The sequence below is a fragment of the Iningainema tapete BLCC-T55 genome (genome assembly GCF_014698965.1).
GTDB lineage: Bacteria > Cyanobacteriota > Cyanobacteriia > Cyanobacteriales > Nostocaceae > Iningainema > Iningainema tapete.
The window spans coordinates 24,711-39,821 of the sequence record NZ_JACXAE010000011.1; the positions used below are offsets into that span (position 1 = coordinate 24,711).

13 protein-coding genes are annotated in these 15,111 nt (G+C 42.4%); 7 read left to right on the forward strand and 6 right to left on the reverse strand.

Translation table 11 applies throughout. The features are described from left to right. Positions 1-140 precede the first annotated feature (140 nt). From ICL16_RS02285 to ICL16_RS02315, 7 genes are all read left to right on the forward strand, one after another. Entirely contained in the window at positions 141-896 is a 756-nt protein-coding gene (locus ICL16_RS02285; protein WP_190825280.1) for a ParA family protein, read from the forward strand. Next, entirely contained in the window at positions 896-1,930 is a 1,035-nt protein-coding gene (locus ICL16_RS02290) for a ParB/RepB/Spo0J family partition protein (RefSeq protein ID WP_190825281.1), read from the forward strand. Before ICL16_RS02285 ends, ICL16_RS02290 begins: the two co-directional genes overlap by 1 nt. A gap of 143 nt (positions 1,931-2,073) precedes the next feature. Beyond that, the gene (locus tag ICL16_RS02295) at positions 2,074-3,606 is read left to right on the forward strand and encodes a type I restriction-modification system subunit M (protein ID WP_202895374.1); all 1,533 of its coding nucleotides are present in this window, start codon (positions 2,074-2,076) and stop codon (positions 3,604-3,606) included. Then, positions 3,596-4,921 carry a restriction endonuclease subunit S gene (locus tag ICL16_RS44745; protein ID WP_202895375.1) on the forward strand — a complete coding sequence of 442 codons (1,326 nt, stop codon included), beginning with the start codon at positions 3,596-3,598 and terminating at the stop codon, positions 4,919-4,921. The genes ICL16_RS02295 and ICL16_RS44745 overlap by 11 nt, the downstream gene beginning before the upstream one ends. Before the next feature lie 22 nt (positions 4,922-4,943). Continuing rightward, the gene (locus ICL16_RS02305; RefSeq protein ID WP_190825282.1) at positions 4,944-5,777 is read left to right on the forward strand and encodes a GIY-YIG nuclease family protein; all 834 of its coding nucleotides are present in this window, start codon (positions 4,944-4,946) and stop codon (positions 5,775-5,777) included. A gap of 13 nt (positions 5,778-5,790) precedes the next feature. Beyond that, positions 5,791-8,928 carry a type I restriction endonuclease subunit R gene (locus tag ICL16_RS02310; RefSeq protein ID WP_190825283.1) on the forward strand — a complete coding sequence of 1,046 codons (3,138 nt, stop codon included), beginning with the start codon at positions 5,791-5,793 and terminating at the stop codon, positions 8,926-8,928. A gap of 66 nt (positions 8,929-8,994) precedes the next feature. Beyond that, positions 8,995-9,708 (forward strand): M48 family metallopeptidase, encoded by a 714-nt coding sequence (locus ICL16_RS02315; RefSeq protein ID WP_190825284.1) that lies wholly within the window; start codon positions 8,995-8,997, stop codon positions 9,706-9,708. Positions 9,709-9,860: 152 nt separating this feature from the next. Here ICL16_RS02315 and ICL16_RS02320 read toward each other — a convergent pair whose 3' ends face one another. From ICL16_RS02320 to ICL16_RS02345, 6 genes are all read right to left on the reverse strand, one after another. After that, positions 9,861-10,238, reverse strand: a complete 378-nt coding sequence (locus ICL16_RS02320; RefSeq protein WP_190825285.1) for a hypothetical protein — start codon at positions 10,236-10,238, stop codon at positions 9,861-9,863. Positions 10,239-10,447: 209 nt separating this feature from the next. After that, complete coding sequence (locus ICL16_RS02325) at positions 10,448-12,454, reverse strand: GUN4 domain-containing protein (RefSeq protein WP_190825286.1); 2,007 nt, start codon at positions 12,452-12,454, stop codon at positions 10,448-10,450. A 5-nt stretch (positions 12,455-12,459) separates the two neighbouring features. Further along, complete coding sequence (locus ICL16_RS02330) at positions 12,460-13,230, reverse strand: PP2C family serine/threonine-protein phosphatase (RefSeq protein ID WP_190825287.1); 771 nt, start codon at positions 13,228-13,230, stop codon at positions 12,460-12,462. A 15-nt stretch (positions 13,231-13,245) separates the two neighbouring features. Beyond that, positions 13,246-13,914 carry a vWA domain-containing protein gene (locus tag ICL16_RS02335; protein ID WP_190825288.1) on the reverse strand — a complete coding sequence of 223 codons (669 nt, stop codon included), beginning with the start codon at positions 13,912-13,914 and terminating at the stop codon, positions 13,246-13,248. A 16-nt stretch (positions 13,915-13,930) separates the two neighbouring features. Further along, positions 13,931-14,554 (reverse strand): OmpA family protein, encoded by a 624-nt coding sequence (locus ICL16_RS02340; protein WP_190825289.1) that lies wholly within the window; start codon positions 14,552-14,554, stop codon positions 13,931-13,933. Beyond that, on the reverse strand, positions 14,551-15,111 hold a 561-nt coding region (locus tag ICL16_RS02345), incomplete at its 5' end, for a hypothetical protein (RefSeq protein ID WP_190825290.1). The genes ICL16_RS02340 and ICL16_RS02345, both read right to left, overlap by 4 nt.

Below are 15,111 nucleotides of genomic sequence, written 5' to 3' on the forward strand. Positions count from 1 at the left end.
AATGTAGGAAAACAGTACTATCTGCATTTCTCAGAATACAAAACTTGCAACCGAGGGGTGGGACAGTCGCGAAAAGGACTCTATTGTTCACTTGAGGACTTTATTGTTCACTTAAAAACTTTATTGTTTTTGTACAATAAATGAGCCACCAGGTCATTTCAATCTTCAATCAAGCAGGAGGGGTGGGCAAGTCTACCCTGACCATGAACCTGGGCTATCAACTGCATACGAGAGGTCACAAAGTTCTGCTCGTTGACCTCGACCCCCAGAGTTCCTTAACCTCCTTCATGGGCATTGACCCAGAAAGTTTAGAAAAAACTCCCTTTGACGCCATTATAAATGAGGAGCCACTGTTCATTTTAAACAACCAACACGGCATGGATATAGCTCCCACTAACATTAACCTCAGTGTTGCTGAAATCCAACTGGTCAACATGGACTTTCGTGAAGTGCGTTTGAAAGAATCCATTGAACCCGTTCGCAATAACTACGATTTTATTCTCATCGACTGCCCACCCAGTCTAGGCTTATTAAGTTATAGCAGCCTCGTTGCTGCTAGTCACTTGCTCATCCCCATCGAAACTCACTATAAAGCCTTCCAAGGAACAAATCTCCTGCTGCAAACGATCGCCAAAGTGAGAAAACGAGGAAACCGCAACTTAAAAATAGCTGGATTTGTTCCCTCTCGCTACGCCGCTGCTAACTCACAAGACCAACGCACGCTCAAAGCCATTCAAGAACAATTCTCCCCCATTGCCCCCGTCTTTGACCCAATACCTAGAGCTACAGCTATAGTGGATGCATCAGAGCAACAAATCCCTCTAGCTTTATATGACCCCAAACATCCAATCCTCAAAATTTTAGATAAACTCGCTAAGCAAATGGAGCTACTATAATGACTCGAACTCGCAAAACAGAACTTCCTTACAAAGCCAAAGCCGATCTCAGCGTGTTGATGGGGGAAGAGTCACCCGACACTGCGACCTTGTTGCTGCCCATCGACTCTATTTCTCTTCCTGACACTCAGCCCCGGCGATACTTTGATCCAGTTAAGATGGAGCAATTGGTTCAGTCTGTTAAAACTCATGGGATTTTGGAGAACCTGCTAGTCCGCCCCATTCCAGATAAAGACAACCAGTACGAGTTGGTAGCAGGAGAGCGGCGATATCGTGCTGCAACAGTAGCAGGACTCAAAGAAGTTCCTGTTACCATTCGTGAGCTTACAGACGTTCAAGCCCTGCAAGTCAGTTTAGTTGAAAACCTGCTGCGAGAAGACCTCAACCCAGTAGAGGAGACAGAAGGTATACTGCAATTGTTATCAATTCGGCTCTCAATGCCTGTGACAGACATTCCCAGTTTGCTCTACAAGATGCAGCATGAAGCCAAAGGAAATACTGCCCAAAACGTTTTGGGCAACGAACAAGGACAAGGCATAATAGCGGTTTTTGAGGAATTGGGTAAGCTTAGTTGGGAATCGTTTGCTTCCAGTCGCCTGCCACTACTGAAGTTACCGCCAGATATTCTAGAAGCACTCAGAGCCGGAAAAATTGAATACACCAAAGCTCAATCGATTGCCAGAGTCAAAGACACTAAGCTGAGACAACCGTTGTTAGAAGAAGCCATTGCATCTAATTTATCCCTCAGCGCTCTGCGAGAGCGAGTCAAAGCTTTGCAACCTCAAGCTCCTCAAGAGTCTCCCAAAGCAACAATTCAATCCATTACCCGTCGCCTCAGTCAATCCAAAATTTGGTCGGACCCTAAAAAGTGGAAACAAGTGCAGGCACTCTTAAAAAAACTAGAAGCCCTCATCCCAGTTGAACAAGCAGAAGAACCAGTAGAACCAGTAGCAGAACAACTAACCGAGCAAGTAAATTCTAAAGAAGAACCAGTAGAAGAAAAAGCACCTGACAAGATAGATTCTGAGGAGTAAAATGAGTAGCTAAAACTTCATTGAGCAGGTATTTGTATTCCACCGCCCTGACTCAAATGAGGGATATACTTTAATTTGGAACTGATGCAGTTGAGTGCTGTTATATATTGTCTTACTATCTTACCCGCCTACGCTAACTCTTGATGAAGGAAATTATTGTCTCTAGTACATTACCTCTTACTTATATCGGCAAAATTACCCTTAGGCAGTTAGAAAGCAACCTGTGGGGTGCTGCTGACATACTGCGCGGCAAGGTTGATGCTGCTGACTTTAAGCACTACATATTTGGACTACTCTTCTTTAAGCGATTGTGCGACGTGTGGTCGGAAGAATACGAGGAGCGGCTAGCCCAATACGGCGATGCAGAAGTAGCAGCCGATCCTGACGAACACCGCTTCCATATTCCAAAGGGTTGCTTTTGGGATGATGTACGCAAGCACTCTACAAATATTGGCGAACACCTGAATGCCGCCTTCCGAGCGATTGAAGATGCTAACGTGCGCTTGCGTGGTGTCTTTCAAGATGTAGACTTCAATAACAAGGAGCGTTTTCCCGACGCCACTCTGGAACTGCTGCTACAACATTTCAGCAGGCACCGCTTGCGTAATAGCGATGTAGAGGCGGATGTTCTCGGTAACGCCTACGAGTACCTGATTGCTAAATTTGCCGATGATGCAGGGAAGAAAGGTGGCGAGTTCTATACCCCCAAAATGGTTGTGCGCCTGATTGTAGAGTGCTTGCAACCTGAAGAAGGTATGAGCATTTATGACCCTACGTGCGGATCTGGTGGCATGTTGCTAGAGACGGTACACTATCTCGAACGCCAAGGGAAGAATGCCAAGTCGCTACATCTTTACGGGCAGGAGATGAACCTCAACACTTGGGCGATTTGCCAGATGAACTTGTTTCTGCACGACATCGATGATGCTTTGATCTTACGGGGTGATACCCTAAGTGACCCAAAGCATCTCGAATCGGAAGGCAGCAAAACGCTCATGAAGTTTGACCGGGTGCTGGCGAATCCGCCATTCTCATTGAAGAACTGGGGATATGAAACTTGGAAAGACGGAGACAAGTTTAGTCGCAATACCTACGGCTGTCCGCCAAGGTATTATGGAGATTTGGCATTTGTTCAGCACATGATTGTCAGTTTGAACTCAACAGGAAAGTTGGGGGTGGTGTTACCGCACGGCATTCTGTTCCGAGGTGATGCCGAAGCCAAAATTCGTCAGGGAATGCTGCAAGACGATTTGATTGAGGCAGTGATTGGGTTAGCACCCAAATTATTTTATGGCACGGGGATTCCAGCTTGCGTGTTGATTCTTAATAAGAAGAAAGATTCAGCGCGACGGGGGAAAGTGCTGTTTGTTAATGGCGCTGAGGAGATGGTGGAGGGGAAAAACCAAAATACTCTCTCTGATGCGAATGTTGAGCGATTGGCGAAGGCGTTTGTGGCGTTTCAGGATGAGCAACGATTTGCACGGGTGGTGGAGTTAGAGGAGATTGAGAAGAATGATTTTAATCTCAATATCGCCCGATACGTGCAGACAGCCGAAGAAGAAGAACAGATTGATGTGGCGGCGGAGGTGGAGATATTAAAAGAATTACTGGTGCAACGGGATAAAGCTGAAGCGAAGATGTTGGGATTTTTGGAGGAACTGGGTTATGGTTCCTGAGAAGCTTTCTAAAGCAGTTATTGACAGCACAGAACAAGAATATAAGACTAGCTTTAAGCAAACTGAAATTGGAAACATTCCAAAGGACTGGGATGTTGTTCCGCTAAATCAAGTTTCAAAAGTGATTGATTCCTTACATCAAACTCCAGAATTCTCAAACACTGGGTTGCCGATGGTGAGGGTAACAGATATTAAAGGAGGTTATTTAGATTTAAAGAATGCCTGTCGAGTTTCAGAAGAAGTTTACCAAAAATTCACTAAAAGCTACTCCCCACAGAAAGGAGATATTATTGTAAGCCGAGTAGGTAGCTACGGAATGCTTGCTTATGTTGATACAGATGAAAAATTTTGCTTGGGTCAAAACACTGCTATCATTAACCCAATGATTAATGAAAAATATTTATTTTATATTCTTCAGTCAAGCCTTATAAAAAAACAAATAGACAACCAAGTTGATGGATCAAGTCAAAAAACGCTGTCTTTAAAGAACATTAGAGATTTGAAAATTGCTGTTACCCGCATTATTTGCGAACAAAAGAAAATCGCCGATATTCTCAGCAGTGTGGATGAAGCGATCGCATCCACCCAGGCAGTCATCGACCAAACCCGCAAAGTCAAGCAGGGACTCCTCCAGCAACTCCTCACCAAGGGCATCGGTCATACTCGGTTTAAAGAGAGTGCGATTGGGAAGATTCCAGAAGAGTGGGAAGTGAAGCCTTTACAAGAGATTGCTACTATCCAAACCGGATTAGCTAAAGGAAAAAAAGTACAAGGGAATTCAGTTGAACTTCCATATTTGCGTGTGGCTAATGTTCAAGATGGTTATCTTGATTTGTCTGAAATCAAAATGATTCGAGTAGCACCGAAAGAGATAGATAGATATCGTCTAAAACCTGGAGATGTTCTTTTAACTGAAGGTGGAGATTTAGATAAACTGGGTCGCGGTGATATATGGCGAGGTCAAATAGAGATGTGCCTTCATCAAAATCATATTTTTGCTGTGCGTCCTAATCTCAATATTTTACTTCCAGAATTTTTAGCAGCCCAAACTGGAAGTAATTATGGAAAACAGTATTTTCTGAACTGTGGAAAGCAAACTACTAATCTTGCCAGTATTAACTCAACGCAGTTAAAAAATTTTCCGGCTATTGTTCCACCCATGAATGAGCAAAAAGCAATTATTGAAGTTTTAGATTCTGTTCGTTCTAATGAGTTAGCTGCTGTGCTGGAACTCGAATCACTTGAAAGGCTAAAACGCGGTCTAATGCAAGACCTCCTAACTGGTCGCGTTCGTATCAATAACAATAAGTTATAAAAAATGAAATTTGAGAATTGTTATGTCTCAAGGCTCTATATATATTATGGAAAATCCAGCTTTTCGGGAAAATCTACTAAAAATCGGTAAAACAGAAGGCAGTCCCCAGAAAAGAGCCAAGCAACTGTTTACAACTGGTGTACCTGATGAGTTTACTGTTTCTTACGAAGAGGATGTCCCTGATTGTACATTAGTTGAAAAACTAATTCATCAAAAACTTTCCAATTATCGTTATAAAAAAAATCGCGAGTTTTTTGTATTGCCTTTACAAGAAGCTATATCAAAAATTCAAAAAGTAACTCAAAGAGAGTTTTATCACTACAAAGAAAGTTATCCTTGGCATTTCTTCACAGAACAGATGACTATGCGGTGGTTTTGTCATGAACAAGACTTTATTTTTATTGCAAGATATGAAAATCCTTTACTCTCTAATAAATTGCAAATTATCGATTTATTTAATTGTGGATACGGCGACCAGTTTATGATAACTAATCGCTCATGCGATGACCCCGCAGAACTGGCATCTGATGCAGCGATTAAAGGTTTTTTAATTGATGTTATTGATATATATCCGGGGGACAGAATAGCATGGATTGGAAGAATTAGGGACGAGTTTGCTGAAACTTCACAATTTTCTATACTAAGCATCTTAGATTGTGAGAGTTATGCCAAGATGGCAAGGTGTCCTCAACAGTTTATTCAATCTCCAGAAGGGCTTCCAATACCCATGAGTGATTTATTCTGGTGTTATCAAAAAGAAACGCCAGCACTTTCTACTTTGCGGGAAGCTGTTTCAAAAATCAAAGAAATGGGAATTCCTAATATATGGGGAAGACCAGACATAAGTTTGTTTTAGGCTCGACTGTACCATGACCCAAGCCACAGAATACACCCTTGTCGAAAAACCCTGCATCGATGCTTTAATTCAACTTGGCTACAGTTGGCTTCCTCCCCAACAAAACCAAACCGCGAGAGACACCCTCAACCAAGTCATCCTGCGCGACATCTTCATTACTGCCATCCAACGCATCAACAACGTTCCCGAAGACGTTGCCCGTGCTACCTACCAGGATATACTCGCTGTTACCGATAATGAGCAATGGACAAACCTGCAGCGGGGCAACTACAGCCGTAACGTTCCCGGCGAAACTACCAAAAAGACCATCCGCCTTATTAATTTCCTTGAACCTGAGAAAAACACCTTCACCGTCACCAACCAGTTCTACGTCAAATCCCAATCCTCCCGCAAACCAGATATTGTCATCTTCATCAACGGCATTCCCCTTGTCGTCCTAGAAGCCAAGAAACCTTTCACTGCCAAAGACAAAACAGGAGAAGCCTTTGAGCAAATTAAACAATACGAACGCGATATCCCCCGCCTGTTCTATTCCAACGCCTTCAACATCATTACCGATGGCGCAAACGTCCTCTATGGTGCAACGGGCGCATCCTCTGCCTATTGGGGAACTTGGAAGGACGAGGGGGAAACGGTCGGAATAAACTTTAACAATGAGTTAGAAAAACAACTCTGGTGCTTGCTAGAACCCTCACGACTGCTCGACATTCTGGCACACTTCATTGTATTTGAGAAAAGAGAACAGAAAGTCACTAAAAAAATCTGTCGCTATCAGCAGTTTCGTGCCGTTAATAAGATTGTAGACCGGGTACTCGCACCCCTAAAGCCAGATCCAAAACGATTGGGTCGGAAATATCGCAAAGGACTCATCTGGCATACCCAAGGGTCGGGCAAGTCCTTAACAATGGTCTTTGCCACCCTCAAACTCAAAACCCACCGCACCATCAACTCCCCCATCCTGGAGAACCCCAATATCCTGGTTCTGACCGATCGCATTGACTTGGACGACCAAATTGCCCTCACCTTCCAAGCGTGCGGACTGCCCAACCCCACTCGCATTCAGTCAGGTGAAGGCCTCCAAAAAGCGATTCATAGCAATCCCGTGGGGTTAACCTTGCTCTCGACCATTTTTAAATTTGAAGGGTCAGCCACAGAAGCTGCCAACAGCAACAACTGGATTATTTTGGTAGACGAATGCCACCGCACCCAAGAGAAAGACCTGGGGGCATATCTCGAAAAAACCCTACCCCACGCCTGCTTCATTGGCTTTACTGGCACCCCCATCCAAACAACGGACAAAGACACCTACGAGAATTTCAGTCTCCCCGGCGAAGACTATCTCGACCGCTACAGTATAGACGATGCCGTTACTGATGGTGCTACCGTTCCCATCCGCTATACCAGTCGCAAAGCTGAATGGCAAGTGGATGAGAAAAAACTTGATATCTTGTTTGACAATTGGTTTGCCAACGAACCGGAAGAAGTCCTTAATAAGATAAAAGCGCGAGGTGTCTTGATTGAAGATTTAGTCAAACACCGCCAGCGCGTCGAACTGCTGGCATACGACATTTGGACGCACTTCTCCCGACTGGCAGCCCCAGAAGGATTCCGGGCGCAAATTGTCGCCATTGACCGAGAAGCGATTATTCTTTACAAACGGGAATTGAATAAAATCATTGCTAAAAGCTTGGAGAGAAAAGGCTTTGACCCCGAAACAGCCAAGCGCTGGGCTGAGGCAATGGCAATTCCCGTCTATTCTCCCAACCAAGAAGATGGTAAACCCAGCGAAGACAAGTATATCGATTCGCTTCGCCAAGACTTGAGAAAATACGCTTTGGATAAAAAAGCAGAGGTGGCTGCCATTAGAAAGTTTACAGGAGACGATACCGAATACGAAGCCAAAGTCCTGCGGGGTGAAGTACCCCCGGTGCAGTTTCTCATTGTCTGCAACAAACTGCTGACTGGGTTTGATGCCCCTCGTGAAAGTGTCATGTACTTGGACAGCCCCTTAAAAGAACATAACTTATTGCAGGCGATCGCCCGTACCAACCGCGTATATGGTTCTCACAAAGAATTCGGTTTAATTGTAGACTACATCGGCGTTACCAAAAACCTCACAGAAGCGCTGGCAACCTATCGGCAGGCGGACGTACAAAACGCCATGAAAGACCTAGAGGTAGAACGCAACCAGCTAAGAACTGCTCATGCCGAGGTGATGCAATTCCTCAAACCCATCCCCCGCAACACGGGAAACATCCGTCAGGAATACGATGCCCTCATTCAGCATCTAGGCAGTGAAGATAACTGGTACGCTTTCCACCGCCTAGCCAAAGCCTTTATTAAAGCTTACGATGCCCTCAGTCCCGACCCAATAATTCTCGACTACAGAGATGACCTGAAATGGATTGCCGGGTTCTTACCTTTGGGAACTTTGACCTTTGAGAAACGAGAATCCACTCTCAAGAGCGATGTCAGTGCCAAAATCCGAGAAATGCTGGACGAACACTTGAGTGTTACGGGGATTACCACGCTATGCAAACTACATGATATTACAGACCCGGCATTCTGGCAGGACTTTAGTGGCGATCGCGCTGAAGAAGAAATCCAAATCGCAGCGGTACGCAAAAGTGCCGAACTTCGTAAAATCATACAGCAAAAAGAAGATGAAAATCCCCTTTTCTACGGACTATTCTCCGAGCGAGTTAAAGAAGTGCTGCGCCAGTTTGAACAAGGACAAATTGAAGCAGCCTCAGTCCTCAAACGCTACGAACAAATTGTACGCGACTTGCTTGCCCAAGACCAAGCTCACCAAGATTCTGGTTTGAGTAAGACAGCTTACGGCATTCTCAAGATTTTGTCAGCGTTCATCCCTGCTGCTGCAAGTCAAGGAGACAAAGGTAACAGTTCTAGTACTGGTGATAAAACCGACTCAAACACCAGCCTTACTCCTTTGGAGCAAGCCGCCCAAGCAATTGATCGGCTTTACTCCAGTAATGACACTGCTCCTCCTGGCTGGCACTTAAAGGAACAATTACGCAAAGGACTGCGCCAACAAGTTCGGGCGCTAGTCTTTAACTTAGGTCTTGAGAACTGGAAAGAAATTCCCAGTAAAGTTGATGAGTACGCCCTCAAACACTACATCAAAATTTAAACTTATTAACACACAAAGCATTAGAATTTTAAGAATTGACGTGGAGATAGACAAAGCTTATTTACTATGCCTATCCTGCAAATCGGTCAAACCAGCATTCCCTATACGGTGCGCTACAGCCGCCGCACCAAGCACCAACGCATTGTCGTCACCCCAGAAGCAGTTGAAGTCGTTGCTCCTGCCGATACTCCCAAGGAGCAGATAGCTGCTTTTGTTGACACCAAACGTCGTTGGCTCTTTAATGCTATAGAAGACTGCCGTTCCACTTTCATTGCAAAAAGCCCCCAACGTTACGTAAGTGGAGCTAAGCTAGTATACCGGGGTCGTCAGTTGATGGTGCAGCTTGAAGATGCCGACGTAGAAGAAGTCACCATCACCTGCATTAGGAGCTTCCACATTCAGGTTCCCCGTCACTTAAAGGAGAGAGATCGCCATACTGCAATTGATGCGGCTTTCGTGTCGTGGCAGCGTAATCGTGTTCTACAAGATACCAAACGCTTTGCCAAAAGTTATGCTCGTAAGCTAAACATCGAAACACCTACAGTCCGACTCAGCGAACAGAAGCACACCTGGGGAACTTGCGGCCTAGACGGGATTATCCGCATTAACTGGCAGCTCGTCCAAGCTCCTCTTGCGGCAATGGAATACGTCGTCGCTCACGAAGTCGTTCACTTGTTACACCGCCATCATGGTGATGCCTTCTGGGAAACCTTAGGGTCCGTGATGCCCGACTGGCGAGAACGAAAAGCGCTCTTAGAATCCTGGGAGTTCACTCCTTGATACTACTATATGTAGTTTAAAATAATACAAAGCTGTATTTCTCGCTCATCTGGGTGGCGTGTTAGTTGCAAGCCCTAGCCGTCACTGATGTATGGGGTGAAAGTGGCACAGTTCGAGGTGTGAGTCCGTGCGATCGCGAACCAAAAGAACCCCTACAACCAAGGTATCGCTTTTCTCGCCTGCTCAAAGCTTTGGAACTTGCGAGGCTTCCACCCCTCTATAAACGCCTTTCTTAGGAAATTTGTAGCGTGGTCGCCGTCTTCTAGCTTGTCTGAGTATTCTAGCAGACACAGAAACGCATCTTCTATACGGTGTGGATGACCGTTAATCGTATCGAGCAGGAGCTTATTTTTTAAATTCACTCCTAGTTTTTGAGCTACTTCCCGATACTGCAAAAAGACCTGTATCTGGGAATACTCCAAGTCGGGAAATGCCGTTGGATACCAACGTCGCACTGGTGACGGCGCACGCTGACCTAACAGTACCTCTGCTTCCCTTGCCTTGAGGCTTATTTCGCTTAACCATCCCATATTTTTCCCCTGTAAATCCACTTATTTTACTTAGTGTTCCCAGTTACAAGGAGGAAAAACAATAAACGGGGTATGAGAATACTAATACCCCTTTATCAGCGATCGCTTTTAGCCAAGAATTGCCCTATCGCTTTCTCCACATTACTGAGAAATTGGAAGCGTTACGCGATTGGATTGGAAAATTGTCCTATTCCTTTCCTCTCAAGGAATTAATTCCTCTTACCCTTCAAAAATGAGCGAACGGACAGGTAAGACACTAAACAAACATCAAATCCTGCACAACACCAAGGAAGATGTCCATCAGGGGCAGAGAGAGAAAATTCTAAGTCAAAGTAATTTTTCCAAATTCTGTCCTCTCGCCAACCGACCGCTTCAGCAAAGCGATTGTAGGTTTCTCGGTCATACCCTCCTGGCTGGTTACCTGTCTCTATATAGATACGTTTTTGCACGCTAAAGCCAAAACGCTCTGATGAATGCTCTAGCCAAAGTTGGTTAATAATGCTGAGATCCTGAAGGGGGAAATTCACTATCGCTGACTCATCCAGCCAGCCTTTATCAAATCTGCTACTAATTTTTAGCATCAGGTATTTAGTTTCTAAGTCGGCTTCTTTCCACTTTCCCGCTTTTAGAAGCATATTGAGCTTTTTATATTGCTCAGTATCATCAGAAAAGATATCCTTTCCAAGAGATTCTTTTCTTTCACACCAGTAGCATCTGCCATAGGTTTTACTGTACCAATGGCTACTAAATGATTTACAGTGTACCAAATCATTTAGTGCAGCTTGCAAAGCATTTGCCCAATCTGTTGCTGTAGGACGCAAGTTTGGGTGATCATGTCCCTCATTAAAACACCTAAGAAAACATTCTTTAACTTGGGGATGAATAATATCTAGAGGAATAGTTCTTACCCCTGGCTGAATCAGACTATGAGAAGCATAACACCAAAAACCTTGACGGATTAAATCGTCGATTTTTGGGGGGGGATCTTCATCACCTCGCCATCCTTTAAAAGGATGTTCTCCAAATAAGAGGTGATAAATTATAACTGCTAATCTAAAGCGATCATGAGTGGGATCTTGGTCAATCTGGGCAAAATTTTCTCCTAAGAGTTCAGGAGGAGTAAAGTTTTCTGAACCTACTAAACAGCGATACAATTCACCAGTCTGATGACAGCGTATTTGAAAAGAATCTGTATCAATTATTGAAGGTAAAGCTTGCTGGTTTACTAAGATATTTTCTGGCTTCATATCTCCAATAACATAACCCTTAGAATGAAGGAATTGGATAATCAGAGCTAGATTTCTAGCTGTTTGATGGAGAAATTGCCAGTCAACTTGCCAATCCCACTCAAGATTCAGACTTTGGCGAAGCCTTGGATGGTAAGACTTTGTGAGTTTATATCCCTCTATAAATGGCATTAAAAAGCCTACGACTTCACTAGAACTATTCTCTAACAAGTATTGCGGCCAAGCGAGAGATACATGGTTTGGAAATAAATTCGGAGCAATGGTTTGATGAACTACCATCACCTCTAACTTTTTTCCTCGTTCAGATAAATTTTTGATTTGCTCAGAAGTTTTTTGGTGATAAATCTTTGCCAGATGATTCTGGCTATTGTTTATCAAAATTTCACCAGTTATTGTCCAAATTTCAGCTTCGCCACTAGTCGCTATTAGCTTATCTTTGAAGATGTCTCTATCTAATACCAGCCTACAGCTATTTAAATTTGGGGGATAAATAATCTCAGAAATTTCATCTCCAATTTCTTTCTGATTGTCTTGAGAGACATTTAACTCAACTGAATTGAGTTGTTGGGGATCTCTCTCTGTTGGTTCTCTATCCTTTGGCTGTGTTGAAGGTAGTTTCCTCCCTTGGAATATGGGTGTACTATTTAAGGAGGTGAGATCCGGAGGATTTTTAATCTGGATTAATTTATGAGGATACTTCACACTCCGGTAATTTAATTTTTTTTGAGTTATCTTTATTTGTATTGATGATTTTTTTAATTGATAAATTCGCCAAGAAGAACCTCGGTACAATCCACCTATTTCACTTTTAACTTGAGCGGTAAGTGGATTGTACTCATACCTCACTCCTCGGTAGATAAGTTTTATCTTTTTGTCCTTCTTGTTAGGATAAGCAGGATTCAATTTCCACCAATTAAGCGAATTAATACGAGTAGTCCAGTTAGTAATTAATCTAAATAAAATTTTCATAATACTTAGCTAAATTGAGAGAGGCATAAAAGTAATGTTTTATCATCATTTGTTCGGGATTGGAGACGTTCAGATTCGAGAAATTGGATTAGGTACTGTTTGTCTTGTTCGGGATTGTTGGTTTGCTCCAGATAATTTTCTAATGGTTGAAAAAAAGGTTCAAATGGCAACCAATTACGTAGGTTGATGCAAACATTTTCTAAACCATCAGTAGAGGCACATATAAATCTTTGACTTCCTGCTATCGTCTGTACCTGCATTGTTTCTAAAACATTGCTTGAAGTGATGAAGGTAGTTTCATTAATAAACTCTCCTTTATCAGGATGAAAAAGTAGCTGATAAGAGGGGTCGTTATGTAAACGGAAGACCAGAAAACCATCTCCGATTTGCATGGCAGCTATCCAGTCAGAAGTGGCTATAAAAGCAATGAGAGTACAAGCTAATTCATTGATAGAACAGCTATTACTAATAGCTTGATTAGATAAAACTGAAATAACTTGTTGGGTTCCTTCAGCAAATATTTTGTGAACAGACTGAGCAATTGACTGAAAAGAGAAACAGGAGAATTTTTGCTCAAATTTCTCTAAATACGCCAGTATCTCTTTCACAGCTATCTGAGAACCTAGATGAGAATATTCAGTACTACCTGCACCATCAGCCACTGCTCCAATAACGACTTTGCCAAGGAGACGATATTCGCCATAATCTTGGCAAGGTAAGTCCTGTTTTTGATGGGATACTCCTGTTGAATAATGACAAACTGCTTTCCAAATCATGAGCTTTCTTCTACGCTAACTAATAATTTGTTCCCAACCACTAGTAGAGGGAATTGTTTTTTTCTCCCCTATCTTACCTGCTGAAACTGTTTTCACAGAAGCACTCAGCCATTTAAATAGAGATTGGAAGTCTAAACCATTGAGAAGTTTAGGAGGACAAGAAACAGGAGCAATTTGCCTCAAGGTTTCCATATCTGCTTGCTGTACGCCAACAGCAAATAACAATAATTTACCATTTGCTTCTGCTTCTCTTACCCTTTTTGCTGCATCTCGCCAACTATCGGTAGGCGCTCCATCGGTAATTAAAAATATCCAAGGTCGATAATATTGAATATCGTTTTTCTTGTAGGTTGCTTTACGTTCTTCTAATAAATCTAAAGCTATTTCAATAGCTTGTCCCAGATGGGTTCCTCCCGACGCTGTAAGTTTTTCAGGAGTAAACTGATCGATGGTGATAAAATCCTGAATTACCTTAACTTCACTGTCAAAGGTAATCACCGCTACTTCTACCCTTAAAGCAGCTAGCTCATCTTCCATGATAGTCGCTTTAAATATTTTGACCCCCTGGTTTAATTCAGTAATAGGATCTCCATCCATAGAACCAGATGTATCTAGCAAGAGAATAACCGGACAACGGTTTTCAGGATTGTCAATAAACTCTGGTTCTGGTAATCCAACAGACATCACTTCCTCCTTAGTTTTACTCGTCATTTAACTTAGTAAAGCGAATTTGAATCCGCCGACGTTCTTGATTAGCATTAGAATCTGGTGGCGCTATTGTTCTATTAGGAAGATAGAGCTGTGCAGCAGAGTAAGCCCGAAATACTTTTTTCTCATCTATTCCTTTTTTTTTAAATACTTGCGATAGTTCTTTTTTCTTTTGCAGTTCTTTAATCACTGCTAATGCTCGCATCAATCCTAAATCTGCATTTGAACCTGCCTTTAATTCTCCAATGTCTTTATTTTCCTCCTGAACTACTTGAATTAAACGTTTATCCAAATTAGAATTTTCTTTATCTTTAATTTCTAGTCCATCTGTATGACCAATAACTTCTATTGTGTTAACATCGTATGCCGAAAATTTTTCTATAATTTTACGTACAATTGTTCGATCAATATGGTTTTTTAATTTTGGAGTTAAAGTAGCTTCACCAACCTTAAAAGGAAATTCATTATTATTAATACCTATATTAGGTGGAAAATCATTTTGGGCTTTTGCATTCTCATTGTTTGAACTCTTATGAGAAAAAAATAATAATATAATTAAGAAAAATAATGCCAAAAAACAAAATATTTCACCGTACTTTAGTTGGCTAGAATTCATAGTTGTTGACTTCTCTCTTGAAGGACATATTTGATTAATTCTTCAAGTTGCTGAATTAGAATAAGTACTTTCCTCAGATCTTCAGCAACATCTTGAATAGATTGTGCTGTATTTGACATACCACCTGCTGCATTTTGACTCTCGGTTTCTAAACTATTCAAATTGGCAGATAAAGAGTGAGACGTTTCCTCAATCACAAAGCTAAGTCGATTAAAGCTAGACACCAGAGAAGAAGACTGATCTTCTATAACCGAACCCAGTTTATTGAAAGCTTGTGGAATAGATTGGGCTTCACTCTCAATTAATGAATTGAGTTGATTGAAGGTTTGTAGTAAAGACTCAGAACTTGTTTGAACAGATGAATTGAATTGCTGAAAGGTTTGCATTAAAGACTCAGATTCTCCCTGGATAACTGAGTGTAATTGACGAAACATTTCAACAACAGATTGATTATTATCCTGTATTTTGATAGCGAAGCCTTTGAGTTGTTCGTCTAACACTTGATTTCGCTGGCGATCAATTTCTAGCAATTCTTGGAGATGATCTTGTAGTGTACT